Source organism: Arthrobacter sp. NPDC093128 (genome assembly GCF_040683875.1).
In the GTDB taxonomy this organism is placed as follows: Bacteria; Actinomycetota; Actinomycetes; order Actinomycetales; family Micrococcaceae; genus Arthrobacter.
Map to the genome: position 1 here is coordinate 18,156 of NZ_JBFBEY010000016.1, position 25,568 is coordinate 43,723.

General features: G+C 62.3%; 26 protein-coding genes, 1 tRNA gene and 1 pseudogene. 14 read left to right on the forward strand and 14 right to left on the reverse strand.

Features of this window, described 5'->3' with window-relative positions:
* Nucleotides 1-8: 8 nt before the first annotated feature.
* Nucleotides 9-335 (reverse strand): hypothetical protein, encoded by a 327-nt coding sequence (locus AB0N24_RS18540; protein ID WP_364127344.1) that lies wholly within the window; start codon nucleotides 333-335, stop codon nucleotides 9-11.
* A 4-nt stretch (nucleotides 336-339) separates the two neighbouring features.
* A complete protein-coding gene (locus AB0N24_RS18545) occupies nucleotides 340-1,041 on the reverse strand; it encodes a hypothetical protein (protein ID WP_364127346.1) in 702 nt (233 codons plus the stop codon).
* Nucleotides 1,042-1,181: 140 nt separating this feature from the next.
* On the opposite strand from AB0N24_RS18545, the gene AB0N24_RS18550 reads away from it, so the two are divergent.
* Both AB0N24_RS18550 and AB0N24_RS18555 read left to right on the forward strand, forming a co-directional pair.
* Entirely contained in the window at nucleotides 1,182-1,799 is a 618-nt protein-coding gene (locus AB0N24_RS18550; protein ID WP_364127349.1) for a DUF4238 domain-containing protein, read from the forward strand.
* Nucleotides 1,793-2,179: a DUF4238 domain-containing protein gene (locus tag AB0N24_RS18555; RefSeq protein ID WP_364127351.1), complete on the forward strand. Its 387-nt coding sequence runs from the start codon at nucleotides 1,793-1,795 to the stop codon at nucleotides 2,177-2,179. Before AB0N24_RS18550 ends, AB0N24_RS18555 begins: the two co-directional genes overlap by 7 nt.
* Before the next feature lie 15 nt (nucleotides 2,180-2,194).
* On the opposite strand, the gene AB0N24_RS18560 is transcribed toward AB0N24_RS18555, so the two are convergent.
* The gene (locus AB0N24_RS18560) at nucleotides 2,195-2,560 is read right to left on the reverse strand and encodes a hypothetical protein (RefSeq protein ID WP_364127354.1); all 366 of its coding nucleotides are present in this window, start codon (nucleotides 2,558-2,560) and stop codon (nucleotides 2,195-2,197) included.
* Nucleotides 2,561-2,713: 153 nt separating this feature from the next.
* Here AB0N24_RS18560 and AB0N24_RS18565 point away from each other — a divergent pair.
* From AB0N24_RS18565 to AB0N24_RS18585, 5 genes and pseudogenes are all read left to right on the forward strand, one after another.
* A pseudogene (locus AB0N24_RS18565) lies at nucleotides 2,714-2,836 on the forward strand (class I SAM-dependent methyltransferase); the annotation flags it as partial.
* 58 nt (nucleotides 2,837-2,894) lie between these two features.
* Nucleotides 2,895-3,056 carry a class I SAM-dependent methyltransferase gene (locus AB0N24_RS18570; protein WP_364127612.1) on the forward strand — a complete coding sequence of 54 codons (162 nt, stop codon included), beginning with the start codon at nucleotides 2,895-2,897 and terminating at the stop codon, nucleotides 3,054-3,056.
* Nucleotides 3,057-3,166: 110 nt separating this feature from the next.
* Nucleotides 3,167-3,355 (forward strand): hypothetical protein, encoded by a 189-nt coding sequence (locus AB0N24_RS18575; RefSeq protein WP_364127356.1) that lies wholly within the window; start codon nucleotides 3,167-3,169, stop codon nucleotides 3,353-3,355.
* Between the two features lie 3 nt (nucleotides 3,356-3,358).
* Complete coding sequence (locus AB0N24_RS18580) at nucleotides 3,359-4,378, forward strand: PASTA domain-containing protein (RefSeq protein ID WP_364127359.1); 1,020 nt, start codon at nucleotides 3,359-3,361, stop codon at nucleotides 4,376-4,378.
* A gap of 195 nt (nucleotides 4,379-4,573) precedes the next feature.
* Nucleotides 4,574-4,768 carry a hypothetical protein gene (locus AB0N24_RS18585; protein ID WP_364127361.1) on the forward strand — a complete coding sequence of 65 codons (195 nt, stop codon included), beginning with the start codon at nucleotides 4,574-4,576 and terminating at the stop codon, nucleotides 4,766-4,768.
* Nucleotides 4,769-5,019: 251 nt separating this feature from the next.
* Here AB0N24_RS18585 and AB0N24_RS18590 read toward each other — a convergent pair whose 3' ends face one another.
* Together AB0N24_RS18590 and AB0N24_RS18595 are read right to left on the reverse strand one after the other, a co-directional pair.
* A complete protein-coding gene (locus AB0N24_RS18590; RefSeq protein ID WP_364127364.1) occupies nucleotides 5,020-5,934 on the reverse strand; it encodes a hypothetical protein in 915 nt (304 codons plus the stop codon).
* A gap of 34 nt (nucleotides 5,935-5,968) precedes the next feature.
* Nucleotides 5,969-6,661, reverse strand: coding sequence for a helicase associated domain-containing protein (locus tag AB0N24_RS18595; RefSeq protein WP_364127366.1), 693 nt, complete (start codon nucleotides 6,659-6,661; stop codon nucleotides 5,969-5,971).
* A 174-nt stretch (nucleotides 6,662-6,835) separates the two neighbouring features.
* Here AB0N24_RS18595 and AB0N24_RS18600 point away from each other — a divergent pair, with 174 nt between their 5' ends.
* From AB0N24_RS18600 to AB0N24_RS18610, 3 genes are all read left to right on the forward strand, one after another.
* Complete coding sequence (locus AB0N24_RS18600; protein ID WP_364127368.1) at nucleotides 6,836-7,303, forward strand: DUF2199 domain-containing protein; 468 nt, start codon at nucleotides 6,836-6,838, stop codon at nucleotides 7,301-7,303.
* 261 nt (nucleotides 7,304-7,564) lie between these two features.
* Complete coding sequence (locus AB0N24_RS18605; protein WP_364127371.1) at nucleotides 7,565-7,984, forward strand: hypothetical protein; 420 nt, start codon at nucleotides 7,565-7,567, stop codon at nucleotides 7,982-7,984.
* Between the two features lie 1,014 nt (nucleotides 7,985-8,998).
* Nucleotides 8,999-9,253 (forward strand): hypothetical protein, encoded by a 255-nt coding sequence (locus tag AB0N24_RS18610; RefSeq protein WP_364127373.1) that lies wholly within the window; start codon nucleotides 8,999-9,001, stop codon nucleotides 9,251-9,253.
* A 381-nt stretch (nucleotides 9,254-9,634) separates the two neighbouring features.
* Here AB0N24_RS18610 and AB0N24_RS18615 read toward each other — a convergent pair whose 3' ends face one another.
* Together AB0N24_RS18615 and AB0N24_RS18620 are read right to left on the reverse strand one after the other, a co-directional pair.
* Entirely contained in the window at nucleotides 9,635-10,756 is a 1,122-nt protein-coding gene (locus AB0N24_RS18615; protein WP_364127376.1) for an NlpC/P60 family protein, read from the reverse strand.
* A gap of 777 nt (nucleotides 10,757-11,533) precedes the next feature.
* The gene (locus tag AB0N24_RS18620) at nucleotides 11,534-12,316 is read right to left on the reverse strand and encodes a hypothetical protein (RefSeq protein WP_364127378.1); all 783 of its coding nucleotides are present in this window, start codon (nucleotides 12,314-12,316) and stop codon (nucleotides 11,534-11,536) included.
* Between the two features lie 311 nt (nucleotides 12,317-12,627).
* Between AB0N24_RS18620 and AB0N24_RS18625 the strand changes: the two genes are divergently transcribed.
* Nucleotides 12,628-12,951 carry a helix-turn-helix transcriptional regulator gene (locus AB0N24_RS18625; protein ID WP_364127380.1) on the forward strand — a complete coding sequence of 108 codons (324 nt, stop codon included), beginning with the start codon at nucleotides 12,628-12,630 and terminating at the stop codon, nucleotides 12,949-12,951.
* Here the strand turns inward: AB0N24_RS18625 and AB0N24_RS18630 are convergent.
* Nucleotides 12,905-13,408: a hypothetical protein gene (locus AB0N24_RS18630; RefSeq protein ID WP_364127382.1), complete on the reverse strand. Its 504-nt coding sequence runs from the start codon at nucleotides 13,406-13,408 to the stop codon at nucleotides 12,905-12,907. The two genes, AB0N24_RS18625 and AB0N24_RS18630, sit on opposite strands and share 47 nt — an antisense overlap.
* A 230-nt stretch (nucleotides 13,409-13,638) precedes the next feature.
* On the opposite strand from AB0N24_RS18630, the gene AB0N24_RS18635 reads away from it, so the two are divergent.
* Together AB0N24_RS18635 and AB0N24_RS18640 are read left to right on the forward strand one after the other, a co-directional pair.
* Nucleotides 13,639-13,914 (forward strand): winged helix-turn-helix domain-containing protein, encoded by a 276-nt coding sequence (locus AB0N24_RS18635; RefSeq protein ID WP_364127385.1) that lies wholly within the window; start codon nucleotides 13,639-13,641, stop codon nucleotides 13,912-13,914.
* Nucleotides 13,915-13,971: 57 nt separating this feature from the next.
* Nucleotides 13,972-14,217, forward strand: coding sequence for a hypothetical protein (locus tag AB0N24_RS18640; protein WP_364127387.1), 246 nt, complete (start codon nucleotides 13,972-13,974; stop codon nucleotides 14,215-14,217).
* An 18-nt stretch (nucleotides 14,218-14,235) separates the two neighbouring features.
* Here AB0N24_RS18640 and AB0N24_RS18645 read toward each other — a convergent pair whose 3' ends face one another.
* Both AB0N24_RS18645 and AB0N24_RS18650 read right to left on the reverse strand, forming a co-directional pair.
* Nucleotides 14,236-15,366 (reverse strand): tyrosine-type recombinase/integrase, encoded by a 1,131-nt coding sequence (locus AB0N24_RS18645; protein WP_364127390.1) that lies wholly within the window; start codon nucleotides 15,364-15,366, stop codon nucleotides 14,236-14,238.
* 87 nt (nucleotides 15,367-15,453) lie between these two features.
* Nucleotides 15,454-15,535, reverse strand: a tRNA-Leu gene (locus AB0N24_RS18650).
* A 207-nt stretch (nucleotides 15,536-15,742) separates the two neighbouring features.
* Here AB0N24_RS18650 and AB0N24_RS18655 point away from each other — a divergent pair.
* Nucleotides 15,743-16,348: a response regulator gene (locus tag AB0N24_RS18655; RefSeq protein WP_104174901.1), complete on the forward strand. Its 606-nt coding sequence runs from the start codon at nucleotides 15,743-15,745 to the stop codon at nucleotides 16,346-16,348.
* A gap of 136 nt (nucleotides 16,349-16,484) precedes the next feature.
* Here the strand turns inward: AB0N24_RS18655 and pyk are convergent, their stop codons facing one another.
* From pyk to lgt, 4 genes are all read right to left on the reverse strand, one after another.
* Entirely contained in the window at nucleotides 16,485-17,975 is a 1,491-nt protein-coding gene (gene pyk / locus AB0N24_RS18660) for a pyruvate kinase (RefSeq protein ID WP_364127393.1), read from the reverse strand.
* Nucleotides 17,976-18,047: 72 nt separating this feature from the next.
* Nucleotides 18,048-19,505, reverse strand: coding sequence for a glutamate synthase subunit beta (locus AB0N24_RS18665; protein ID WP_364127395.1), 1,458 nt, complete (start codon nucleotides 19,503-19,505; stop codon nucleotides 18,048-18,050).
* Nucleotides 19,498-24,114 carry a glutamate synthase large subunit gene (gltB, locus tag AB0N24_RS18670; RefSeq protein ID WP_214955020.1) on the reverse strand — a complete coding sequence of 1,539 codons (4,617 nt, stop codon included), beginning with the start codon at nucleotides 24,112-24,114 and terminating at the stop codon, nucleotides 19,498-19,500. The genes AB0N24_RS18665 and gltB overlap by 8 nt, the downstream gene beginning before the upstream one ends.
* A gap of 263 nt (nucleotides 24,115-24,377) precedes the next feature.
* The gene (gene lgt / locus AB0N24_RS18675; RefSeq protein WP_364127397.1) at nucleotides 24,378-25,565 is read right to left on the reverse strand and encodes a prolipoprotein diacylglyceryl transferase; all 1,188 of its coding nucleotides are present in this window, start codon (nucleotides 25,563-25,565) and stop codon (nucleotides 24,378-24,380) included.
* Nucleotides 25,566-25,568 lie beyond the last annotated feature (3 nt).

The window sequence follows — 25,568 nt, forward strand, 5'->3', positions numbered from 1 at the left end:
CGCGGGTGTCATGACGGCGGCTGGATCTCGGTGTTGGTGGCCAGGTCGATGAGAGAGCCGTCGGCATCAGTGATCGTGGCGATACCCTGCTTGAGAGCCGCCTTTGAGCACTTCTTGCAGCCGCTCAGGAGGAACCAGGCGCGGGCCACTCTTGCAGACTGCTGGCCGCACAATGTCGTGGCAAGCGCAGACTTCAAAGACAGATGCGTCGAGGTGCCACCGGCTGTGTTGACCACCATGACCTCCTGGGTGCGTTTCCAGTCGGGGCCGTACGCTTCATTGGCGAGGATGTTCGGCACGCTGTTGCGGATGGTGACCTGCTCGGGTTCAGACATGGGGTCATCCTATGCGGGTGTATTGAAGGACCTCCGGCGGCACGTCTTTCCCGAAGATGAGCTGTTCGACTTCCTCGGGTTCAATGCCGAGGTATTCTGCCCATTCGGCAGTGCATTCGGTGTACCGGCGGTAGCTACCGGCACTGTTCCAGTTGAGCCAGAGGGGACCGATCGCTTTGCAGTGTTCACGGAACCAATCGACAACGATGCTGTCCATGATCGTGGTTGTGGGCACCTGGTCGGAGACCTTAGTAGCGAAGCTGATGAACTTGGTCGCGAACGCCGGCCCCCACTGATCGAAGAACTTCCTGTTGCTTTGTCGCTTGCCAACGACATACTCGAAAGCTGCGTTCCCGCCCTTGGTCATCGCCAACTTGGCGAGCTCGTGCAACTCAGCGGCGAAATCCGGATCTGTGTTCAGCCGGATGACCCGCGCGGCCCGGTAGGGTCCAAAGTTGGCATTGGCATAACCCCAGAGGTAGCTGGCGATGTATGCATCAAGCGCAGAGTCCTGGTCATGGACGAGCTGGAACGGCTCCAGGACGCCAGCGCGGTCAATAGGCTTCGGAAGCGTTTCGAGAATGCTGCGGTTGCCGAGGTACTTTTGCCAGCTCGGTTTCTCCCATGCGAAGGCCTTCTGCGGTGGACGCCCCTCCGCGTCCCACCTCTCGAATCTCATCCTCAGGTTAGCTGGTACATCTGGCATGGTTTGTCTCCCCCAGGTAGATGGTCCCCTTACCTTCGCATATTGCACGATGCAACATGCCCGGACTTTTGTCCTCCGGGCGGACCCGGGACAATAAGCACTATTCACGACGGAGATGCTCAACGAAAGGTACAACCTAAATGGGGGTCAGCAAGCGGCACCACACGGTTCCGAAGTTCTATTTGAATGGCTTTGGATCCAAGGACAGCGCGGACAGCACGCCACAAATAGGCGCGGCTGGTCGCGACGGGAAGCGGTTGATCATACCTACTACTCACGCGACTGTCCGGAAGAACTTCTACGCCTTGGACGGCCATCCCGATGGAGCCGATGTCTTTGAGAAAGACCTGTCCCAGCTGGAAGGTGATGCAGCAACCGTCATCAAGAAGGCAGTTGATGGGACTTGGCCGCTGTCCCGTGACGACCGGGAGAACCTTGGCACCTTCCTTACCTTTCAGTTCCTCAGAGGACCGGACACCAGAACGTCGATGGACCAGATGCACGGGACAGTGTTCTCCAAGGTAATCGCCCAGATGGGTGCGGACGGTGTTCGGGACACGCTGAGTAAGGCAGGCAAGGAAGTCGATGACGACGTGGTGGATCGGCTGGTCCAGCAGGCGTCTCAGCCGGATGGAATAACCATGAAAACCACTCCTGTGGGCCATATCCAACACATACTCGGACTGGCTCCGGAGCTGTTGCTCTATTTTGTCGACGCCCTTGGGCTCTTCTCAGGTTCAACCGCAAGAAGTTGCTGACGTGCGATACCCCCGTTGCACTCGTGCGTGACCCCGAATTGAAAGACGTGTTTAGAGGGGTGGGGGTTGGCACTGCCTGGGGAATCACGGTCCCTCTCACCAGGGAAGTCGGACTCCTTCTGAGTCATCCTGGGCCAGTTTTCGAGGAGGCAGTTGACCAGCAACAGCAAAATCCGGAGCAGGTGGCCGAGGACATCGTTGCCGGAAGACATGATCACGAACAGACTGGTTCAACCAAGTGGGCATATCTGTTCAACAGCCATACAATCGCCAACGCCCGCAATTGGGTCTTTCACCATCCCGACGATGCAAAGCTAGTTCCGGATGACCTGCCCGGCCCCCGTGTCCGGGAGGTAGAGTCCGAGGTCATTTCGGGCTAGGGGCTGCCTGATACCTCAGTCGGCCAGGAACTCGTAAACCCTCTCAACGTCATCGCAACCAATCATGATTGGATCCGCTGCGAACATGCCGCGGTTCAGGGTTACTACGTAGTAGAGGTTTCGTAGCGAGGACGGCCCGTAGATCGCCATCACGATTCCTTCGCCGCGCGGTTCCGGCTGGCCGACTTCCGCGCGCAACGTCCTTCCTTCGTGCGGGTAGTCGAGTCGTTGGATTCGTGCTGCCGGTACCGCTTCGCCGTGAAGGTTCTTCGCAGCTCCTCCGTAGATAATCTCCGCTGCCTCTTCATCCAGGGAACCAGGGATGAAGAAGGGACGTGGTGTGAAGGGCCTACTGAGCAAATACGTATCGTTGTGTGTCATGGCTGCACTGTAGAACGCGGCGCATGTCCTTTGTGGGACGAGAGCTCTAAGCCATCCTTCTGTAGGCTCAAGGGCGTGACTGATGACAACGTCTGGGCCGCCTATGGGGCGCGCGCTGCTGAGTACACGAGTCTTTTCGGCTCCGTTGAAGACATGCACGAGCTCGACCGGCTCTGCATCAAACGATGGGCCGAACATATCGAGGGCCCGGTGATCGACGCTGGTTGCGGTCCCGGCCACTGGACTGATTTTCTGCACCGGCACGGCGTGGAAGCGCAGGGCATCGACCTCGTCCCAGAGTTCATCGACAGCGCCCAGGAACGCTTTTCCGGGCGTGCCATTCCGTGTTGCCTCGCTGCGGAACCTTGGCGTACCGGACGGCTTCCTGCACGGGGTGCTCGCCTGGTACTCCTTGGTCCACGTCCACCCCGACGATCTGCCTGCGGTGCTCTCGGTGATCGCACGCACTCTGAAGTTGTCTCTGTATTTCCATTAACCCAAAATCGAGACTTGCACAATCCTCGGTAAATGCTGCCCTTTTTCAGGGAGGTTTCCTCCCATCGGCGGGTAGCATCACGAGATAGGTGCATTCCATGGGGGAAAACAATGACCGAATCAACCGTCAAGCTGTTCGAAGAGTTCACACAGAGCCTGCGCCGAAACGTGGGTGAGGGCGATGAAGCACTAGAAGCCATCGACGATAACTACGCTCAGGGCCTGGCCACATCGGCTGGATTCCGTTGTCTGGTTGGAGTCGGCGCTGGCGTGGGCTCGATCAACCAAGGTGGACAGTAGGACATGAAGGGTTCGTGGATCGCAGCCTGCTCAGCCGCACTCGTCTTGTGTCTAAGCGGATGCGGTGGGAGTGCAGGGCCGACCGCGATCAATTCAGTCACATCGTCATCAACGACGAGCTCCTCGGCCACCCCCACACCAGTGTCAAAGGTGGTTCCAAACGTCGTGGGCAAGCCCGCTATCGATGCTCGGGCACTACTGAACAACGTGCCTCTAAACTCCACGCTGGTCGGGCCTGACGGGGTTGTATGGACGGGTGGCCCGAGCAATAGTGCCAAGGTGGTCTCGACCGATCCGCCCGCTGGCGCGACCACGACCAAGGGGACCGTCAAGCTTGTCTTGGACATGAAGCAGGCAGATGCCGAAGCGGCCGAGGTGAAGGCATCCGCTGACGCGAAGTTAGCCAACAGGTACACGATCAGCTGCGGCTCCGACTCTTCAAAGCCGAAGTTCAAGTCATACAAAGACGTGTGGTCCAGCCCGGAATTTGGTTCGTCCGACAAATGCTCCGTGCAAATCGACGGCCGGTATCCCAGCATCGGCGCGCTTGACAACCCAATCGCACTGTTGCCATCGGAGCAAGCAATCGTGAACATCGTCGGCCCCAACGGCAGCAGCGGCCACCCCGCCGAGACCTTCGCTAACGTAATGGCGCTCTGCGCCACAGTCCCGAAGGACTTCCCGGACACCATCATTGGCCGTTCCGGTGCCGCCCTGAAACAACGGATCCAAGGCGCCTTGGCGCTGTGCCCCGACGCACCGCACGCCGCATTGCTGCAGCAGGCACTCACTGTTGTGAAGTACGACAGCGGCCAAAGCTACACAGTGGGCAAAAGCATGGAGCCCGGCACCTACGGCACCAAGCCTGGGGTCAAGAACTGCTACTGGTCTCGAACTACCGGTGGCGGAGACATCATCGTCAACGACTTCATCGAGTTCGCCCCGAACGGCGCGACGGTCACCGTCTATGTCGGCGAGGGCTTCACGACGAACGACTGCGGGGTGTGGACCAAGGTCGGCTGATTTCCGCAGAGGAACCCGCGCTTCCACGCTATGGAAGCAAACGAGGCGGTCACCAAGGCCAGTAAGAGCATTGAAGATGCTGGGCGGCCAGCGCGGAGAGATTCGAGCCGACCGCTTTGCTTGACCAGCCAAAACTATGGGTCCCTCCGGCGGCAGGGGCTTTTTCGTGTCCTGTGGTTGGTGCAGACTCTAGACATGGCAACTAGTCCTATCCACCAGTACAGGGCTCTGGCTATCGACGCAATGGACAAGGTTGAGCAGGCCTGGGATCAGCAGAATCCTGTCGAGGCCGAGTGGTTGGATACCCTTCGGGAAGCTGTAGAGAAGTTCATCGTGCGTGCCGAAGTGTACGACTCGTGGCAGAAACGGCAGTACCTGCGTGAGCATTGATACGTGATCGTTGAGACGCGCTCAGTGAGACGTCTAAGGACTTTCGGTACTTAGAGGTGGCCTGCTTTGCCAGCCCCCCGGTCATAATGACGGACTTCGCTGCGCTCGGGCTGTAGAAGCATTTTTTTGTTTTCCTGCTGTCCTGTACAACTCAATCCCGGTGACCCACACCATCTACCCAGGCTGCGGCCATCGCGGCACGGCCCGAGCCGATGGGGTTAAGTCCGAACAGCGTCAGCCATCCCGCAGGGTCAACGGCGACCAGCCCTCAGCGTGTAGGTCTTCTCGATGACGCCGGAACCTTCCTGGCCACGAAGCTGCCAGCCCCACCAGTACGTCCCCACATGCTTCCCGAGCAGCGGCGCATCTTCGGTAAAGGTTTTGAAGTGACCGCGGGCCAGGTGGCGTCTGCCGGTACCGTCGGCCGCCTCTCCCCCGTTGCCGGCGGACCCTCGGGTGTTCCCGTCGATAACGACCTCGTGGAAGGCATCGCCCGTTTGGGCTGTACCTTTGAGCTTGCCCGCGCCGCGCTCCCGCAGGCTCACATTCCGGCAGTTCATCAGGGCCAGGGCGAAAAACACCCTGTTCATCGCCTCAACAGCTGGTGCGGTCGGCTGTTCCTGATCGTCGTAGTCGCTGGCGACCATGCTTTTTGCATCCTTCAAGAACGGATTCCCTGGTCGAAGAATGCTCCGGTACGACATAAGCTCCAGCCCGACCAGGAACCCCCGGTCATCCAGCCGGAACCGGAGATCCTGCTCCAGCCGGGTCGAGAGTCCGTCGGCGTCCCGGAGATAGGCTTCTATCCAGTGTTCGTGGTCCGCGCCAGTGAAAGGCTTCTCCATGAAGCTGGTCCGGGCCTTACTGTGGTGCACCATCGCCCCGATACGTCGAACGTTGGGGCGCGACGGCAAACCCTCGGGGACTTCAGCTTCAACCCATAGCGCTTCGGCGCCTGGCGTGACGGGGCCGATCTTCTCGACGAAGGACGCCTGGTCTACGCCTGCGGGCAGGAATTCCATCATCTCGGAAGCGTCCACCATGAGCGGAGTGCCGAAGTCCACGGTATCCAGATAGATGCTGATCTTGGCCCGGTAGATCTTGAAGTGACGCCGCCACTTTTCGGGCATTCGTTTGGTGTTGAACACCATGTCGTTCGTCTGCATATCTCCCCCATAGCCCTACAAGCTCAGACGCAGTCTACGAGACTGCAGAGACCAAACCGTCACCGCTACCCCGGGCCCCGCGCTTACGCCCGCGTTGCCGGCCCGCACGCCAGCCCGGTAGTGATTCATCCAGAGCCTGTGCCTTGGCCGGGTCCAGCTCACCGCGGCGGTGCTTGTACCGCTGGGTATGCAACCACACGCCCAGATCGTGCTCCTCACCGGTCACGGTCGCCTTGTGCCGGGGCCAGTCCTGCCCGGCCGCCCGGTGCGTCACCAGGGACGCCAGCCTGTCTTGCCACCTGGCTTCGTCGGTCGCCGCGCGCGGTGCGCCCTGCCAGCCCGGCAACACACCAAGTCCCTCGCGGTACTCAGCCGCCAGTGTTCCATGGGCGGCTTCGCGGCGTCGGCGATCCAGCCAGACGCCCAGGCTCCGTTCGGCCGCCGTCCCGGCCCGCGGGGATGGATACCGTCCCGTTTCCTGCACTACCGCCACAAGCTCCTGCATCCGCTCCAGCCCGTGCGCGCTGGCCCGGGGCGTCTTCCCGGCCACGGCTTCCTCGTGTGCGGTGGCAAGACCCGGATCCTCAGCCCTCGCGACCGCGAGGTGATAGCCGACGGTCGAGGCAGGAGCCCCGGTCAAAGCCGCGATCCGGGTACGGGTCAGGCCGCTCCGGTACATCAGCACCCACTCCGCCTTCGGCGCCGCAATCCTTTGAACAGTAGCCACGGGATTATCCTGCCATCTTCAACTGGAAGGGCATCCGACAACCGCCGGCTTCCGGGACGCGCCGATCTGTACCGTTGCTGCTGAAACCTCCGACGCCCATGTGCCCGCGTAGAATCGCCCAAAGATCAAAGAACTGGGGGACGGATGATCTTTGGGAAAAGGCACACGTGCGAAATGTGTGGCCTGAAGACAGCGGAACATGACAGGGATGTCCGGTTCCGCCTCCCGGAGCCGGTCCTGGAGAGTCCGGAGCAGCACCGCGCTGAAGACAGCTGGTTGAGCGACCCGGATCCCAACAAGGCCACTCTCATGCAGATCCCCAACATCAGCCCGTTCGTTCGGGCACTGCTCCCAGTGAAGCTCGAAGGCGGTCACGAATTCCGCTTCGGGGTCTGGATCGCCATTCACCCCGACGACTTACAACTGGCCTGTCGGGTCTGGAACGCCCCCGAGTACGGCGACCTGAAACTCACTGGCTACCTGGCCAACAGGATTGAGCCCTGGGGCCTGTTCGCTGTTCCGGTTGACCTCGCCGTGCTGGACACGAACCACACGCCGTATTGCGTGAGCAGCCCTAACGAGGAGCTGAACGACGTGCTCACTAAAGAATGGTCCCACGACATCCTCGCTTCGCTGCCATGAGATACCGCCGCTGAGTTCAGGCAGCCCGGTGGGTTTGAAACCAGCAGGTGAGGCAAGTAATTCAACCAGAGAGGCTACGGAATGGACCCGTACCAACAGCACCAGCCGCCGTATCCACCTCAACCGCCCCACTCTCGCCAGGGTCAGTATCCCCAACAGCCCTACTATGGACCACCACAGCCTCAGTGGCAGGTGACTCCGCCTCCACAAAAGAAGAATGAGAGCAAGTTCTGGTGGATACTCGGCAGCATTGTGATGGCCGTGACTCTGCTCTCCATCCTCGGCTTCGCTGGATGCTCTGCTCTCGCCCAGGAGATCAACGGTGGTGGAGGCTCCCAGCAGGAGAAGGCCAGTGAAATGATGGCCCGGGCTGACAACGTACCGGAGGATGATTGGGTTGAGGTTGCCCGCTACGACCCCAAGGTCGATCCCGGATGTCTCTCCATCGACACATCGTGCTTGCGTTTGACCGCTCGGTGGTCCGTGGATCACAAGGTCAGCCTGAAAGAGGCCGCAGACAGGTTCGGCGGGAAATCCAGGGTGGACGACCCGTCAACGGGACTGTATGTGGGTTGCATCAAGACCGAGTTTGACGGAGTGAGCGAAGAGTCGCTCTGCATAGAAGAGTCTCCAGAAGGCTCCGATTCCTACTGGGTCACCGTTCAGATGCGGCGTGATTAGGCACTGAACCCCCAAGCACGAATGAGCCCGGTGCAACCGAGAAGGGACCACCGTGCCTTTTATGTGGGATCAGAGCGTTACACAACCACATGAATCAGAGTCGCCAAGAGCTACTGCCTTCACGTGTTGCGCGCACTCGCCAGCAAATCACCAACTTGGCACCTCGGGGCCATGAGCGGCAGCGCCTTAAGGATTTCACGACTCCAATTGATCAGCGGCGCTATTCGATCGGCCGGTACCTGTCACCAAAGGCCGCGAGGGAGCTCTGGAGCAGCGTCATGCTGCCCAGTATGTCTACAGGCCGGGAACGGGATTCTGCCGGCAGTGGGCTGACCATCCAGGCGGCGAACACGTTGTGAGGAATCTTCAGCACCATGGCGTGGTCAAACAGCCGCAGCACCGGTTCGTGAAAGTGCCCGTCTTTGAGCTGGAAGCCCGGGCAGAATGTGTCCTCACCGATGATCTGTTTACCGGACTATGTCGATGGTTAACGGCGCGTGTCGCAGGCTTGGGACGAGCCCTGTCAGGGTCATGCTTTGGGCATGGATCTCTCGGATCGCAGTTTGGAGCGGCATCGGGCGGAGGGACTGACTGTCGCGAACGTCGGGAGGGTGATTCCTCGCTCAGGTGTTCCTGGATTCGTTGTCCTCGACGCGATGGGCGAGGAGTTCGCTCCGGCTACGGAGTATCTGCTTGAGCTGGCACCGACGGACCGTTCGCCTCAAACGGTACGAACCTACTCCCTGTCGTTGCTTCGGTTCCTTCGATTTTTGTGGGCTGTCGGGGTCAGCTGGAAATGCGCAGTTTCTGCCCATTTCCGCTTGACGGCGATTGCGCTTCTGATGTGCGCGTTTCCGGGACAAGAAAAAAGAAGCGGGAAAGTATGGCGCTTTCAGGCTTCTTCGTTTAATGTCCCGAGGGCTCACTGGCCTAAGTCATCAGGCGGCCACCTTTCCCGCTCTGTCCGAGATGCGGGTCGCGGAGAAGAATGGAACCACACATGGAGGAGGAGACATGAGCGACTTGAGGCACCTGCCGGTGGGCACCCGTGTCCGGGTGGGCTTCGCGCTGATCTACGAGAAGGTGCCTGGTGGCATGTGGCGCAGCCGCAGACTCAAGGCATTGCATAACTGGATCACTGACGAGCAGTTGGTCGAATTGCTCGTCGGGAAGCGCAAGGAGGCCGAGGAGATAAGAGCAAGAGCGGAAGCACAAGACCGAAGCGCCCTGGATCGGACAATCACGGGGAAAGCCGGACACGGCCGATGACGTGTCCGCGGAGCTGGCGGTACATTGCCTCGAACACCTCCCAGTCCAACCCGTCGGTCTGGCCACGTTCCTGGGCAGCCGCGAATGCGCGTCGGGTGAGGCCGTCCCAGTCACCGCGTTCGAGCAGGGCGGCGCACGCATCGTAGCTCTCCCAGTCGCCTACGTTCTGGCCGCCGGGTGGATAGTTCTTCCGCGGCCGCAGGCCACCCGCCGTGGCCGCTGAAGCTGAGACACGGGATTCTCAGCGCCAAACCACATTACAGATGGGCCTCACCGCGATCGCGGTCACCTCCCGCAGCGGCGCGGGCATGCATGGTTAAGGACATGTCCCGGGAGAACCGGACAGCGGGCGGTGGTGGGCGTCGCCGGCGGCCGCAAGGTCTACCGGTACGCTACAAGATCAAAGTAGGCAGTATCCGAATTCCAGGCAATTGGATGCAGCAACGTGCCCACCAAAGGATTGAGCGCGCTGTACATCATCCCGTCGCCGGCGTAGATGCCAACATGTCCCCAATTGTCCGGCCCTTGGGCGTTCTGAACGACCAAGTCTCCTGGCGTCGGATTGTTCGTCCGCTTACCAACCCTCCATTGCTCGACCCTCGGGAGGTTGATTCCGGCTTGCCGGTAGATCCACTGGACAAAGCCGGAGCAGTCCCACGCTTTGAAGGCCGTCCCGCCCCACACATAGGACCCACCGACACCGGCTTGGGTAAACCGCAGGATATCCATTCGGATGTGGCTCAGATCTGCCGACGTTGCTGTTGGCGCCGAGACGGGCGGTGGATCGACGCAAGTAGCAGGTGCTGTCCCGCCGTCGAGCGCATCAACGATGGCCGACGCTTCCGACTCCCATCGCGCATACAGCTCAGGAAACGCCGAGACCTGAACAGCCTGGGCAGCCTGGCCTTTGCTCATGGTTTGCCATCCGGGGATGTCCAGCAATCCGCGAGGGCTTCCCCTGTTGGGACCAGACGGTCCGCCATAGAAAGCCCGTACGTTATAGACGGGATCCATCAGCTCACCGACACTCCCCCAGCCGGCAGCTGGACGTTGCTGAGCGGTGCCAAGGGAGTCGTGGTCGCTTCCAACACCGTCGTGCGGATAGTTGAGAGATTCGGGGACGTTCACGTTGGCCAGCACTCTGAGGCTTGATTCCTGCAGAGCCATCATGATTGCGATGATCTGGGCGTCTCGCGGAACGCCCAACTGCTTGCCGACTGAAATATAGTCCCCCGCGAGGCTCAATTGCCGGGCCGTCAGGTTGACCGGCGCCTGGCTGCTATTGCCGATGTCCAAGGCACCACCCACATCGGCGCCTCGCTGACCACTCAACCTTGCTGAAGAGCAGATCGAGCCGGTGCTCGTCGCGTTGGCGCCGAGCACTGCAACGGCCGCGCAGAGCGCAAAAGCACCCGCCAGGATCGCGGTCGTGGCCGCGGCCACCAGAGCCCGGAGGATGATCCGGCGCCGTGCCAGGACAGCCAGCATCGCCGGAGCCGGCATTAGTAGACGATCCTGCTGGGCGCGGCGTAGAAGCCGACCACGACGCAATGATCCGAAGGAGCACTGGCGGCTGGCGGACAGTTGACCATGACGCTGACTGGGGCCGTATACGTGTTGTGGGCAGAAACTGACTGATCTAAGACATGAAGAGAGACCGTGCACACGTGGAGACCCGCCCAGGGCGCCGGTCGCTCTCGCACCTTGGCAAGCTCACTGTCACACATCATGGATTCCACCCTTGCCGAACGGTACGCCTGCTGCCCGGCCAGATACTGATAGGTTCCGGCATTGATCCCAGTCGCTTCGAACTCCTGGACAAACACGGCCAGAGGATTGGACCCGTCAGGGAGCACTTGCCACCAGTTGCGGAGGCCGGAGTACACCTCGGAGTACGAAGCCCCACGCGTGTCCCACGTATAGACAGCTGTCGCCGCCGCCGATGCCAGCTTGCGGAAGTCCGTTGTCCGAGGCGGGCCATACCTGTCGGGTCTTTCGACGGCGGGGGGAGCCGTCGTCAGCGCTTCTGACTGCGACCCAGTGGAGGAGGCCGCCGAACTCTGGGGAGTCGGCGCCATCGACAGCGCTGGACCTGGCTCAGGTGCGGGCCTCGGGGTAGGCCACGTCAAAGCCAACAACACGGTCGCCACACTCAAAACCACGAACACTAGGAACAACCATCGCCGTTGGCTGCTCGAGCCAGGCAATACAATTCTCCGGGTCAACGACATTCCAGCCTCCTCGCCAGTTCATTGCAGAATGAGCCGTTGAGGACATGACTTAGCGTGCAGGTCGCCTTGCACCCTGGAGAATCCGCCACGACGTTTGATACAGCCGCCGGGCGAATCCAATCTGCACGGCCACATAGCGCTCCGTGACTCCAAGCTCAGCGGCCAACGCCGCCAAAGCCCTGGCACGGTCTGGCCCTCGCAAATCGGGACGAACGATGGTTGCCGCAGTTTGACGGAGGACCGGCGTGGGCAGGCATTCTGCCGCACGCTGGCAAACGTCCCCTATATTGCGGATCTCTTTCGGTTCAACCTCCAGTGCGTTTTGAACAGTCCTCGCCGTTTGGCGCACTACCGTCGCCGCATGCCATCGGCGGCGGTCCTGTGGCGAAGGCGGGCCGTACTGGCGTGGCCCGGTCAGACTGTCAACGGCAAGTACCCAAACTCCGCCCGGCACGTTTGCCCGGGTCAGTTCGATAATCGTTCGCGCCCATTCCTGATCGACGATCTTCTCAGCACCACGATCCACTCCGTCGATACCCAGAATCGCGAGTGCATCGAGCGACGCCGATCCGTCCACATCCCCGGCTTCCATCAGCAACGGCAACGTAGGATGGCTCAGCTCCTTGCGGATATGCGCGGCGCACACGTTGGCGCACACTCCCTGGACCCAGGCCTCGAAAGGGACTCCCGGTAGTTGGCGATAGAGTCCTCGACTCACTCCATCCCAAACCGCTACCCGGATGTCCTGCATAACGTCGTCCACGTCGCAGGCCCGGCCGATCCGGGACAGATGCGAAACGACATATCGGCGCACACCGTCAACGGCGACCATGATCTGATCCACCGGGACTGCCAGCACTGTCGGCGCTGGCGGCCTGCGCAAGGAAACATCAACGGTAACTGCACTTGGTTCGTCATGTTGGGCCTGATTTGCTCTGGCTTCGACTCGCACGGGTCTTCACCGCTTCGACTAAACGCTTCCAATAGGACCGGTGACGGCACGCCCGACACCTCAAGAATGGCCGCTAAACCACGGCCGACCACGAATGCACTAAGGCTATGCAAACTATTCTCAAGGATAATTAAAGTATCGTCAAGACGACGAGTCTTACTTTTTGTCGAACTGTAGATAAGAATGGTTCCATGCCACGGATTACCCAGCCTCACGACGACGCATGGTCAGCCGACGTCGAAGCCGCCGTCGCGACCTTTGGCAACCGTTCACGGAATGAGATCCTCCGCTACCTATCGGCGCACGGCCCCGCCTCCCGTGGGGACATTGCAGCATCAGTCAGCGCCGGCGAACCAAGCGTGGCCAAGCACCTTCTGGCATTGGAGGAATCGGGCGCCATCGTAGTCGACGTGGAACCAGGCCGTCGCCACGGCCGGTCGCCGCGCTATTCAGCCAACCCGGCACGGATCAAGGAGTTGCTGGCGGCTCATCTTGACTATCTTCTGGAGGGCTAGCCGCCGCCCGCTCTGCTGCCGGGTGCCGCCCAATATCCTCGTTGAGATACTCAGAGATGGCCTGCAAAGTCTCGGGTGATACATCCCCAAGAGTTCGGGCGGCGAAGGTCTTCACACGGGCCGCGCGGAGCGACTTGACGAACTCAAGCTGCGAATCGATTCGCTCCGGCAAGGTAGCGTCATCGCCAATCAGATAGGACGGGTCAACCTTGAAGATGTCGCAGAGGCCAGCCAGCAACACAGGATCGCTGACCAAGCGGCCAGTCCCCTCTTTCATATAGAACCATCGTGCGCGCGACAGCTTGATGCCCTTGACGGCAAGGTCCGCTTGAACTTCCCTGAACGTGACCGGTTTCCCGCGCTCGGCGACGACGACGTCGAGGAGGAGATTCAGACGACGGGCAAGTTGCGCCTGAGGCGACAGCCCCTCACCATGCCCTGTCTCGTCAATCCGCATTACCGCCCCTTGATCAGCCACTTCAACACCGGCGGACCGGCAAGCTACTCTCGGCCACCCTACCGCCCAGTATTCCGCGAGTCTTACGGCTCGGCAATCAGGGTCCCGGCGCCTTGGAAGATTCATGGGCGGAAATAAGCCCTTCCATCATGACCACAGTAGGCGTAACCTGCTGCTGTAGACCCGTCTACAGCAGCACGCTCCCTTTCATTCTTTAGGTTCCGGTCTCCATGTCGAACATCCTGATGAACCGAACGCGAAGCCAAATTGTCCGCTTCTTACTCAAGAACGGTCCATCAACGTGCAGCGAAATCGGAGCCGGGCTGCAGGCCTCGCCGTCGACCATCCGCCGGCAGCTCAACTTCCTTGGTGACGCAGGCCTCGTGCAGCGCGCCTCGAGCCAGTTCACGGCTTCTCCGGAGCGAGTGCAACGCCAGACCGATGACTTTGCTGCGACTTTCTGCAACGCGGTCATGCAGCCGGATGGCCCAGCTCCGATGAACTAGGGCAGGACTCAGCACGGAGCACTGCCGCAGCGAAATCACGAAAGGATCGAAGAAGGCATGAAACTCGAATTCTTCGAGCCGGCCGAGGCGGCCTCGGTCCTCAAGTGCTCAGAGGCGTGGCTCCGTGAAGGGGCCGCCAAGGGAGAGTTCCCGCATTCCGTCTGGGGCAAGGGAAAGATCGTCTTTACGTCTGTCCATTTGAAGGAGATTGCCCAGCTGCGCGAAGTCCGGTCAACGAGTACATCCCCGACCTCCGTCCGAATGATCGGGACCCGGGCCCAGGCACGCCAGAAATACTCCTAGCTTTGGCGAGTGCCGCAGCTAACCACGCCAGACAACGGCAGACCGCTCAACGGCATCCGCGGCATCTTGGAGGGCCTGAGGCATCAGATGGCCATACACCTGCTCCGTTGTACGAGTGGACGCATGCCCCAGGCGCCTGGAGATAGTGAATAGGGAAACGCCGTCTTGGATCAGCCATGATGCATGGGTATGGCGCAGATCGTGAATTCGGGGCGACTTGGTCAGCCCGCGCGCTTGCGCCGCTTTCACTGCCGGAACCCAGTAGTGATGCCAATACAGCTTATGGATGATCCGTTCACCCTTTGGCGTCGTAAACAAGAGAGCCGAGCCAGGGCGGCTGGCCACCAGCGGAATGAGGACCTCCACTAAATGCGGGTTCAGGGAGACTGTCCTCTTGCCGGCGCCCGTCTTGGTGGCACCGATGTAGTACTCGGAATCCGCGCCTCGCTTCCATGCCTTATTTATCCTCATTGTGGCCGGCTTGGACATGAGGTCGACGTCTGCAACGGTCACGGCAGTTGCCTCGCCAAAGCGGGTTCCGGTCATGACCAGGAACTCGGTGAAAGCCCGGTACCGCTCCCCCATACCCTCAAGGATCATGCCGAATTCAGCGTGCGTCAGGAACCGGGCCTCGTCCTCAGCCTTTTCACCTGATGGGAGCTGAACGTGCCGGCAGGGATTGTCTTTCCGGTAGCGCAGCATGACGGCGGTCTCCATGGCCGCGAAGATCAGGCCATGGTTGTTCTTGATGGTCTTCGGAGACCTGCCCTTCTTCTGCATCGTCTTGATCCAGTAGGTCAGGTGCCGGTAGTCGAGCTTGTCCACGGGAATGTGGCCGATGACGTCCGCGATGTGCAGCTTCAACATCGTCTGGTACGTGTGGACCGTCCCGGCGGAAGGGCGCACCAAGAGGTCGATGTGTTCCTGGATCACTGCCGCAACTGTAGGGAACCTGGTCTGGTTCTTGACCATCGCATGCTGGGCGATTTCGAAGGACTGCTTGTTGGCATCAAGGAGTCGCTTGAGCGTGACGGCTTCTGCCTCGTTGGCAAATGTAATGCCTTGTTCTTTAGTGGTGGCCGGGTCCCGCCAGCAGACCATGTAGGACGTAGTTCCGTCCTTTTTTGTGCGCTTTCGAATGCTGGCCATAGGAAAAATGCTACGCCGCTGTCCACACTTTTTGGAGATTTGTCCACAGTCAACGGCCCATTAGGCCGCTGACCTGCGGAAACACTGTGCCCGAGGTGGGACTCGAACCCACACACCTTTCGATACCGCATTTTGAGTGCGGCGCGTCTGCCAATTCCGCCACTCGGGCGCGGATTACACCGAAGTAACAATCTTAAGCTCAGAGCTCCGTTGTGAGCAACGCGATCGCTTCCAGTGCGCGAAATTACTCTACATGCAGATAGGCTGAATTCCAGAATCGCGCCAGTGCCGCCGCAACGAACCCAAGCAGTTCCAAGTACAACAGCGGGCACAACTAAGATGGACTAGTTCCCGCCGTACCTTTCAAGGAGTCCCCGTGTCAGAACAGACGGAGTCAAACCCCAACACCCAGCCGGCCCGCCGCGTGATTGTCGCCGAGGACGAAACCCTTATCCGCCTGGACATTATCGAAATCCTGCGGGGCGAAGGTTATGACGTCATCGGCGAAGCGGACAACGGCGAGAAGGCCGTGCAGCTCGCCGAGGAACTCAAGCCCGACCTCGTCCTGATGGACGTCAAGATGCCCGTCATGGACGGCATCACGGCCGCCGAAAAGATCGTCAAGGCCCGCATCGCCCCCGTCGTGCTCCTCACGGCCTTCAGCCAGAAGGAACTCGTGGAGCGCGCCCGCGACGCCGGCGCCATGGCCTACGTCGTCAAGCCCTTCACCCCCGCGGACCTGATCCCCGCCCTGGAGATCGCACTCTCGCGCCACGAAGAAATCAAGGCCCTCGAAAACGAGGTCTCGGACCTGCAGGAGCAGTTCGCCACACGCAAGCTCGTGGAGCGCGCCAAGAGCCTGCTGACCACCAAGATGGGCCTCACCGAGCCCGAGGCCTTCCGGTGGATCCAGAAGACCTCCATGGACCGCCGCCTCAGCATGCGCGAGGTCGCCGAAACCATCATCAACCAGGTCAACTAACCACACCGGCCCGGCAGGCACCGCACGACGGCGGCCTGCCTACCGGCAGCCCGGCCCGGCCCGCCATCCGGTAGGCAGAGACAAAAAAGGAAGGATCCCCGCCAACTGGCGGGGATCCTTCCTTTTGTCTAGAAGACTAGGCCTTCTTCTTCTTTTCCGGCCACGGTCCGAGCTTTTCCTTGTTGCTGGCAGCTTCGCCCACGAACGTGGTGTCGGCCAGATCCCCAACCTTGTGGACCTTCAGGGAGTTCGTGGAACCGGCCCTTCCGGGAGGGGAACCGGCGGCGATGACCACCAGGTCACCGTCTTCCACCAGGTTCAGTTCCAGGAGGCTGCGGTCCACCTGTGCGGTCATTTCATCCGTGTGGTCCACCATGGGGACCAGGACCGGCTGAATACCCCAGGTCAGCGCGAGCTGGTTCCAGACGTGCTCCACCGGGGTGAAGGCGAAGACCGGCTTGATCGGGCGCAGGCGCGAGAGCCGGCGCGCGGAGTCACCGGACTGCGTGAACGCACAGATGTACTTCGCGTCCAGCTGGTCGGCGATTTCGACGGCGGCGCGGGTGATGGCGCCGCCGCGGGTCTTGGGCTTGGTGCCCAGCGGAGGAACGCGCTCAAGGCCGTGGACTTCGGTGGACTCGATGATCCGGGCCATGACCTTGACAGTTTCGATCGGGTACTTGCCCACGCTGGTCTCGCCCGAGAGCATCACTGCGTCGGCGCCGTCGAGCACCGCGTTGGCGCAGTCGGAGGCCTCAGCGCGGGTGGGGCGCGGGTTGTCGATCATGGACTCGAGCACCTGGGTGGCGACGATGACCGGCTTGGCCCAGCGGCGGGCCAGTTCGATGGCGCGCTTCTGGACGATCGGAACCTCTTCGAGGGGAAGCTCCACACCGAGGTCGCCACGGGCCACCATGATGGCGTCGAAGGCGTCGATGATCTCGTGCAACTGCTCCACGGCCTGCGGCTTTTCGATCTTGGCGATCACCGGCACGCGGCTGCCTTCTTCGTCCATGATTTCGTGGACGCGCTTGATGTCCGTGGCGTCACGGACGAAGGACAGGGCCACCATGTCCACGCCGCGGCGCATGGCCCAGCGCAGATCGTCCTCGTCCTTTTCGCTCAGCGCGGGAACGTTGACGGCAACACCGGGCAGGTTGATGCCCTTGTTGTTGGAAACCATGCCGCCGACGGTCACCTGGGCGACCACCTTGACGTCGTCGACCTCGAGGGCCCGAAGGGCCACCTTGCCGTCGTCGATCAGCAGCGCGTCGCCGACGTTGACGTCGTCGGTGAGGCTCTTGAGCGTGGTGGAGCAGATCTCCTTGGTGCCCGGGACGTCTTCGGTGGTGATGGTGAAGATGTCGCCGACTGCCAGCAGGTGCGGGCCGTCAACAAAGCGACCCAGACGGATCTTGGGGCCCTGAAGGTCGGCCATGATGGCAACCGGCTTGCCGAGTTGCTTCGAGGCCCGACGAACGTTCTCGTAAGTCACGTCGTGCACGGAGTAGTCTCCGTGGCTCATGTTCATGCGGGCAACATCGACGCCGGCTTCAATAACTGCGAGGGTGTTCTCGAAGCTGGAAATAGCCGGTCCGAATGTTGCCACGATCTTAGCGCGTCTCATATACCTACCCTATTGGTCTGTTGCTGGATTGGAGTTGTACCGCAGGTGAACTTCCGGGTCCCCCGTTTGTGACTAGAGAACTGCGATCGCCCGGTCGGTTGGGGCAACCGGGGCAGGCAGGATCGTTGTTCCCATCAGGAATTTGTCAACAGCCGCCGCACAGGCACGGCCTTCGGCGATGGCCCACACAATGAGCGACTGCCCGCGGCCCGCGTCACCGGCAACGAACACACCCTCGGTGTTCGTCATGTAGTAGCCGTCGCGCGCCACGTTGCCGCGGCCGTCGAATTCAGCGTGGACCTGCTCGGTGATGCCCGCAGGCTCTGCACCGGTGAAGCCCAGGGACAGGAATACGAGGTCCGCGGGAATGATCCGCTCGGTGCCGGTCTTGGGGAGCCGCTTACCGTCCACGAATTCAGTCTCGGCAACCTTCACGCCGGTGAGCTTGCCGTTTTCGCCGACGAACTCCACGGTGGAGGCAAGGTATGTACGCTCGCCGCCTTCTTCGTGCGCACTCGCAACCTCGAAGAGGGTGGGGAAGGTGGGCCAGGGCTGGTTCGGGGTGCGCTCCACGGACGGCTGCTTGCCGATCGCGAGAGTGGTCACGGAGGCGGCGCCGTGGCGGTGGGCGGTTCCGAGGCAGTCGGCCCCGGTGTCGCCGCCACCCAGGATTACAACGTGCTTGCCCTTGGCGTGGATCTGGTTCTCCACCTGTTCCCCCGCCACCACGCGGTTTGCCGGAACGAGGTAGTCCATGGCGTAGTGGACGCCTTCGAGCCCGCGGCCCGGGATGGGCAGGTCGCGCGGCACGGTGGCGCCGGTGGCAACAACCACGGAGTCGTAACGGCGGCGCAGCTGCTCCCACGTCACGTCGGTACCGACAGCGACTCCGGTCCGGAAGCGGGTGCCTTCAGCCTTCATCTGCTCAAGACGGCGGTCGACCTGCTCCTTTTCCATCTTGAAGTCGGGGATGCCGTACCGCAGGAGCCCGCCGATCTTGTCGTCGCGTTCGTAAACAGCGACGGTGTGGCCCACCCGGGTCAGCTGCTGGGCAACGGCCAGGCCTGCAGGGCCCGAGCCCACCACTGCCACGGTCTTACCGGTCAGGCGGGTCGGCGGCAGCGGGTTGACCCAGCCGTTGTCGAAGGCTTCATCGATGATGGAGACCTCAACCTGCTTGATGGTCACTGCGGGCTGGTTGATCCCCAGCACGCAGGAGGCCTCACACGGAGCCGGGCACAGCCGGCCGGTGAATTCGGGGAAGTTGTTGGTGGCATGCAGCCGCTCAATCGCTTCCTCGCCCTTGTCCCGCCACACGAGGTCGTTCCACTCGGGAATCAGGTTACCCAGCGGGCAGCCCTGGTGGCAGAACGGCACGCCGCAGTCCATGCAGCGGCCGGCCTGGCTTTTCAGGACACCCTTTTCCTGGGCCTCATAGACTTCCTTCCAGTCCATGATGCGGACGGGAACGGGACGGCGCGGCTGGGTTTCACGCTGACGTACTTTCAGAAATCCGCGTGGATCAGCCACCGGTCACCTCCAGGATTCGAGACCATACTTCTTCGCCATCGGGGTCCAGGCCCTCTTCGATCGCGTCAAGACGGGTTTGCAATACGGCCGCGTAGTCGCGCGGCAGGACTTTGGTAATGCGGGCAGCGGTGTCATCGAAGTTCTCGAGCAGCCGTGCCGCGAGCTGCGATTCGGTTTCCTCGACGTGCTTGACCAACAGGCCGTGCACAATGTCGCGGTCTTCGGCATCCAGTTCGCGGAGCTGCAGTTCGCCGGACTCCAGCGCCTGCTTGTTCACGCGGGTGGTCCGCAGGTCCAGCACATAGGCCGTTCCGCCGGACATGCCCGCGCCGAAGTTGCGGCCCGTGCGGCCGATGATCAGGGTCTGGCCACCGGTCATGTACTCACAGCCGTGGTCGCCGATGCCTTCGACAACCGCCGTTGCGCCGGAATTCCGGACCAGGAAGCGTTCGCCCACCTGGCCGCGCAGGAACATCTCACCGCTGGTGGCACCGTAACCGATCACGTTGCCGGCGATCACGTTGCTCTCGGCCTGGAACACGTTGGTGCGGTCCGGGCGGACGATGATGCGGCCGCCGGAGAGGCCCTTGCCCACGTAGTCGTTGGAGTCGCCGTACATGCGCAGGGTGATGCCGGCGGGCAGGAAGGCGCCCAGCGACTGGCCTGCGGTACCGGTCAGCGTGATGTCGATCGTGTCCGTGGCGAGGACGTCCGTGCTGAACGTCTTGGTGACGACGTGGCCCAGCATGGTGCCGACGGAGCGGTCCGTGTTGATGACGTCCACGGCAATCTTCACCGGGCTGCGGTCCGTCAGCGCCTCGGCGGCCATGGTGATGAGCCGCTGGTCGAAGTGCTTGTCCAGCTCGTGGTTCTGGCCGGTCAGGTTGCGCAGCGGGGCGTCGTCGTCGAACTCGAGTCCGTGCAGGATCGGATCCAGGTCCAGCCCTTCGGCCTTCCAGTGGTTGATCGCTTCACGGGTGTCCAGCATTTCGGCGTGGCCGATGGCCTCTTCGATGCTGCGGAAACCGAGCTCCGACAGGATTTCACGGACTTCCTCGGCCAGGAACTCGAAGAAGTTGACCACGAACTCCGGCTTGCCGCTGAAGCGGGCGCGCAGTTCGGGGTTCTGCGTCGCGACGCCCACCGGGCAGGTGTCCAGGTGGCAGACGCGCATCATGATGCAGCCTTCCACCACCAACGGTGCCGTGGCGAAGCCGAATTCCTCGCCGCCGAGCAGCGCAGCGATGACCACGTCGCGTCCGGTCTTGAGCTGGCCGTCCACCTGCACCACCACACGGTCGCGCAGGCCGTTGAGCATCAGGGTCTGCTGGGTCTCTGCGAGACCCAGCTCCCACGGAACACCGGCGTGCTTGAGCGAGTTCAGCGGCGAGGCGCCGGTTCCGCCGTCGTGACCGGAAACCAGTACGACGTCGGCCTTCGCCTTCGTGACACCGGCGGCAACCGTGCCGATTCCCACCTCGGAAACGAGCTTGACGTGCACCCGGGCCGAAGGATTGGCACGCTTCGCGTCATAAATGAGCTGGGCGAGGTCTTCGATCGAGTAGATGTCGTGGTGCGGGGGCGGGGAGATAAGTCCGACGCCGGGGGTCGAGTGGCGCGTCCGGGCAACCCAGGGGTACACCTTCTGCGCCATCAGCTGGCCGCCTTCGCCGGGCTTGGCGCCCTGCGCCATCTTGATCTGGATGTCGTCGGCGTTGGTCAGGTACAGGCTCGTGACGCCGAAGCGGCCCGAGGCGATCTGCTTGACGGCCGAGCGGCGCTCGGGATCCAGCAGGCGGTCCACGTCCTCGCCGCCTTCACCGGTGTTGGACTTGCCGCCCAGCCGGTTCATGGCGATTGCCAGGGTCTCGTGGGCTTCCTTCGAGATGGATCCGTAGCTCATGGCGCCGGTGGAGAAGCGCTTCACGATGCTGGAGACGGGCTCCACTTCCTCAAGCGGCACCGCGGGACGCGCATCGGTCTTGAACTTCAGCAGCCCGCGGAGGGTCATGAGGTTCTCGGACTGGTCGTCCACGCCCCGGGTGTAGGACTTGAAGATGTCGTAGCGGCGTTCACGCGTGGCGTGCTGCAGCCGGAAGACCGTCTCCGGGTTGAACAGGTGGGGTTCACCGTCACGGCGCCACTGGTACTCGCCGCCGCCGAGCAGCGGGCGGTGCGGCTGCTCGATGCCGCCTTCGGGGTAGGCCATCTGGTGCCGGGCGGAGACTTCAGCGGCGATGACGTCGAGTCCGACGCCGCCGAGCTGAGAGTGGGTTCCGGCGAAGAATTCGTCCACCAGTTCCTGGCCGAGGCCAAGGGCTTCAAACGTCTGCGCACCGGTGTAGGAGGCAACCGTGGAGATGCCCATCTTGGACATGATCTTCAGGACACCCTTGCCGAGGCCCTTGATCAGGTTGTAGACGCCGTCCTGGGCAGTCACGCCAACAACGTCGCCGCTGCTGATGAGCTGTTCCACGGATTCCATGGCCAGGTACGGGTTGACGGCGGACGCGCCGTAGCCGATCAGGACGGCCACGTGGTGCGTTTCGCGGACGTCGCCGGCCTCGACCACGAGGGCTGTCTTGGTGCGGTTGGCGCTGCGCAGCAGGTGGTGGTGCACGGCGCTGACCAGCAGCAGCGACGGGATGGGCGCCCATTGGGCGTTCGAGTCGCGGTCGGAGAGCACCACGTACTGCACGCCGCGGTTGATGGCACCGGAAACCTGCTCGCAGATTTCGGTCAGGCGGGCACGCAGGGCGTTTTCGCCGCCTTCGGGGCGGTACAGGCCGCGGACCTTCATGGCGATCCTGTCGCCGTCCGGGCTTTCGATGTTGGCGATCTTGGCAAGCTGGTCGTTGTTGATCACCGGGAACGGCAGCGAAACCTGCGGCTGCCGGACCTGCTTGGTGTCCAGCAGGTTGCCGTTCGGGCCGATGGCACACATCAGGGACGTGACCAGCTCTTCGCGGATGGCGTCCAGCGGCGGGTTGGTCACCTGCGCGAAGGACTGCACGAAGTAGTCGAAGAGGAGCCGGGGACGCTTGGACAGCACGGCCACCGGAGTATCGGACCCCATGGCGCCGAGGGGCTCGGCACCGGTGCGGGCCATCGGGCCCAGCAGGATCTTCAGTTCCTCGGTGGTGTAGCCGAAGGTCCGCTGGCGGATGTTCACGGACGCGGCCGTGTGCACCACATGCTCGCGTTCCGGCAGCTCGTCGAGGTCGATCAGGTTGTCCTTGACCCACTCCGCCCACGGGTTGGCGGCGGCGACTTCGGCCTTGACCTCTTCGTCGTCGATGATCCGGCCGGCTTCGGTGTCCACCAGGAACATCTTGCCCGGGGAGACGCGGCCCTTTTTGACCACCTTGGAAGGTTCGACGTCGATGACGCCCACCTCGGAGGCGAAGACCACCAGTCCGTCCTCGGTGATCCAGTAGCGTCCCGGGCGCAGCCCGTTGCGGTCAAGGGTTGCGCCCACCAGGCTGCCGTCGGTGAAGGACACGGCGGCCGGGCCGTCCCACGGTTCCATCAGCAGGGAGTGGTATTCGTAGAAGGCCTTGCGGGCCGGATCCATCGTGGCGTGGTTTTCCCAGGCCTCGGGGATCATCATCATGATCGAGTGAGTGATGGGCCGGCCGGACAGCCAGAGCAGCTCGGCCACTTCGTCGAACGACGCCGAGTCGGAGGCACCCGGGGTGCAGATGGGGTACAGCTCCTCGGGGGAATCCCCCAGCAGCGGGTTGGCCAGCTGTGACTGGCGGGCACGCATCCAGTTCCGGTTTCCCTTGACGGTGTTGATTTCACCGTTGTGGGCGATGGTCCGGAACGGCTGCGCGAGCGGCCAGGACGGGAAAGTGTTGGTGGAGAAGCGCGAGTGGACAATCGCGAGCTTGGTCTTGAAACGCTTGTCCGAGAGGTCCGGGTAGAACGGCTCCAGCTGCGCGGTGGTCAGCATGCCCTTGTAGACGATGGTCCGGGAGGACAGCGACGGGAAGTACACGCCGAATTTGTTCTGGGCGCGCTTGCGGATGCGCCAGGCCCGTGAGTCGAGTTCGTTGCGCTCCAGCACTTCCCCGGTGCTGGAGGCAAAGAACGGCTGGGAGAAGTACGGCATGCAGGCCCGGGCCATGGCACCGACAAGGTCGGCCACGATCGGGACTTCACGCCAGCCCAGGACGGTCAGGCCCTCATCGGCTGCGAGGCCCTCGATGCCCGCCTTGGCGGCATCGGCTTCGCGCTGCTCGGCCGGAAGGAAGGCCGTACCGGCGACGTACTGTCCGGGCGCCGGAAGCTCGAATTCGGTGACGGCACGGAAGAACTCGTCCGGGATCTGCATCAGCAGCCCGGCGCCGTCGCCCGTTCCTTCGTCGGCGCCCACGGCACCGCGGTGCTCCAGGTTGCGCAGGGCGGTCAGGGCGGCGTCGACGATGTCATATCCGGGCTCACCACGGAGTGTTGCGATGATGGCGAGGCCGCAGGCGTCCTTCTCCTGCTCCGGGTTGTACAGTCCTGCGGCCTCCGGCAGCGCCGCGAACCGTTTGAACGGTGACATGGCGGCAGCCGGCTGGTTCGGCTCGGACCAACTGGGGCTGTGAAGAGTTTGGGTCATGGGAGACGTCCTTCCTCCTGATCGTGCGTATGGAAGGGACAACGTTGGCCCCACTCGCGATGCCGGTGTGACGGGCACAACAAAGTGTTACTTACTGGAAATTGTAGGTCAGCCCGGCCTGCTGAACTAACAGTTACGCAGGCCCCTGACCCGGGCTTGACCCGTCGGCAGCTCTGTGCTGACGGGTACGGGGCCCTGGTGCCACGACGCTGTGGGAACGGGCGCTGCGAGCGGTAGCTCTGCGGCCCGGTTGCCGGAACTGACTACTTGGTGCCGTCAGTGCCCGGCGCGGATCCGGAGTCCTGGTGATCGGGGTTTCCGGCTGCCGGCGAGCCCTTGACGGGCTTGGTGCCGACAGACGAATCCGTCACCGCTTCAGTTGGGGCGGAAGTGTGCCCCGGACCGCTTTGGTTATCTGGGAGATTACCACGGGACTCACTATCTGAGACACTCTTGTCCGAATGCCGGATGCTTTTGCCGTGCGCCGGAACGGCCTCCAATTCGGCGTCCTCACGGTTCCCGGACTCAGTTTCGCCGTCCTTCTCCGCCGGAATGTGACCGGCAAGGTACGGAGTATCCGGCTCATCGCGCTTGCGGAGACCCAGCACCACGAACACGATCAGGGCCGCCAGGAACACCACGATGCTGGTCCAGACGTTGAGCCGGGTGGTGATGCCGAACAGGTTGATCTGTTCGGCGTCGTCGATCCGCATGGCTTCGATCCAGACCCGGCCCAGGGTGTAGTACATGGCGTAGATCCAGAACAGCCGTCCGCGGCGGAAGTTGAACTTCCGGTCCAGGGCCAGCAGGATCACCACACCCGCAATGTTCCACAGGGATTCATAGAGGAACGTGGGGTGGAACAGCGTATCGGCCGGCATTCCGGCCGGGAAGTTCGCGTTGTCGGCGTCGATCTGCAGGCCCCAGGGAAGGGTGGTGGGTCCGCCGAAGAGTTCCTGGTTGAAGTAGTTTCCCCAGCGCCCGACGGCTTGGGCCAGCAGCAGCCCTGGGGCGGCGGCGTCCAGGAACGCGGTGAGCTTCACCCCCGCACGGCGGCAGCCGATCCAGGCGCCCACGGCGCCGAGGAGGACAGCACCCCAGATTCCCAATCCCCCGCGCTGGATCTGCGGGATCAGGGAAAGGTCACCCGTGCCGTCGAAGCCGGGGCCGAAGTATGCGTCCGGTGACGAGAACACGTGGTAGAGGCGGCCGCCGATGATACCGAACGGGATCGCCCAGATGGCGATGTCCCACAGGCTGCCCTCCGGCGTGCCGCGCTTGTTCCAGCGGACCGACGTCAGCCAGAGGCCAACGACGATTCCGGCCAGGATGCACAGCGCGTACGCGTGGATCCGCAGTGACCCCCACGGCAGCGGAATGTCGAACCCGGACCAGTCCGGACTCGGAATACTGGCGGGGAGCATGGCCGCCGCGTGGAGGACAGTCTGCATTGT

What these genes read in the sequence shown, in the direction of transcription:
- AB0N24_RS18630 (WP_364127382.1), bottom strand. Translation starts at nt 13,408, where the DNA reads ATGCGGATTGACGAGACAGGGCATGGTGAGGGGCTGTCGCCTCAGGCG.
- AB0N24_RS18585 (WP_364127361.1), top strand. Translation starts at nt 4,574, where the DNA reads ATGGCAACTAGTCCTATCCACCAGTACAGGGCTCTGGCTATCGACGCA.
- AB0N24_RS18560 (WP_364127354.1), bottom strand. Translation starts at nt 2,560, where the DNA reads ATGACACACAACGATACGTATTTGCTCAGTAGGCCCTTCACACCACGT.
- AB0N24_RS18620 (WP_364127378.1), bottom strand. Translation starts at nt 12,316, where the DNA reads ATGGTCGCCGTTGACGGTGTGCGCCGATATGTCGTTTCGCATCTGTCC.
- pyk (WP_364127393.1), bottom strand. Translation starts at nt 17,975, where the DNA reads ATGAGACGCGCTAAGATCGTGGCAACATTCGGACCGGCTATTTCCAGC.
- AB0N24_RS18600 (WP_364127368.1), top strand. Translation starts at nt 6,836, where the DNA reads ATGTGTGGCCTGAAGACAGCGGAACATGACAGGGATGTCCGGTTCCGC.
- lgt (WP_364127397.1), bottom strand. Translation starts at nt 25,565, where the DNA reads ATGCAGACTGTCCTCCACGCGGCGGCCATGCTCCCCGCCAGTATTCCG.
- AB0N24_RS18640 (WP_364127387.1), top strand. Translation starts at nt 13,972, where the DNA reads ATGAAACTCGAATTCTTCGAGCCGGCCGAGGCGGCCTCGGTCCTCAAG.
- AB0N24_RS18545 (WP_364127346.1), bottom strand. Translation starts at nt 1,041, where the DNA reads ATGCCAGATGTACCAGCTAACCTGAGGATGAGATTCGAGAGGTGGGAC.
- AB0N24_RS18540 (WP_364127344.1), bottom strand. Translation starts at nt 335, where the DNA reads ATGTCTGAACCCGAGCAGGTCACCATCCGCAACAGCGTGCCGAACATC.
- AB0N24_RS18625 (WP_364127380.1), top strand. Translation starts at nt 12,628, where the DNA reads ATGCCACGGATTACCCAGCCTCACGACGACGCATGGTCAGCCGACGTC.
- AB0N24_RS18590 (WP_364127364.1), bottom strand. Translation starts at nt 5,934, where the DNA reads ATGCAGACGAACGACATGGTGTTCAACACCAAACGAATGCCCGAAAAG.
- AB0N24_RS18580 (WP_364127359.1), top strand. Translation starts at nt 3,359, where the DNA reads ATGAAGGGTTCGTGGATCGCAGCCTGCTCAGCCGCACTCGTCTTGTGT.
- AB0N24_RS18550 (WP_364127349.1), top strand. Translation starts at nt 1,182, where the DNA reads ATGGGGGTCAGCAAGCGGCACCACACGGTTCCGAAGTTCTATTTGAAT.
- AB0N24_RS18615 (WP_364127376.1), bottom strand. Translation starts at nt 10,756, where the DNA reads ATGCCGGCTCCGGCGATGCTGGCTGTCCTGGCACGGCGCCGGATCATC.
- gltB (WP_214955020.1), bottom strand. Translation starts at nt 24,114, where the DNA reads ATGACCCAAACTCTTCACAGCCCCAGTTGGTCCGAGCCGAACCAGCCG.
- AB0N24_RS18575 (WP_364127356.1), top strand. Translation starts at nt 3,167, where the DNA reads ATGACCGAATCAACCGTCAAGCTGTTCGAAGAGTTCACACAGAGCCTG.
- AB0N24_RS18645 (WP_364127390.1), bottom strand. Translation starts at nt 15,366, where the DNA reads ATGGCCAGCATTCGAAAGCGCACAAAAAAGGACGGAACTACGTCCTAC.
- AB0N24_RS18635 (WP_364127385.1), top strand. Translation starts at nt 13,639, where the DNA reads ATGTCGAACATCCTGATGAACCGAACGCGAAGCCAAATTGTCCGCTTC.
- AB0N24_RS18610 (WP_364127373.1), top strand. Translation starts at nt 8,999, where the DNA reads ATGAGCGACTTGAGGCACCTGCCGGTGGGCACCCGTGTCCGGGTGGGC.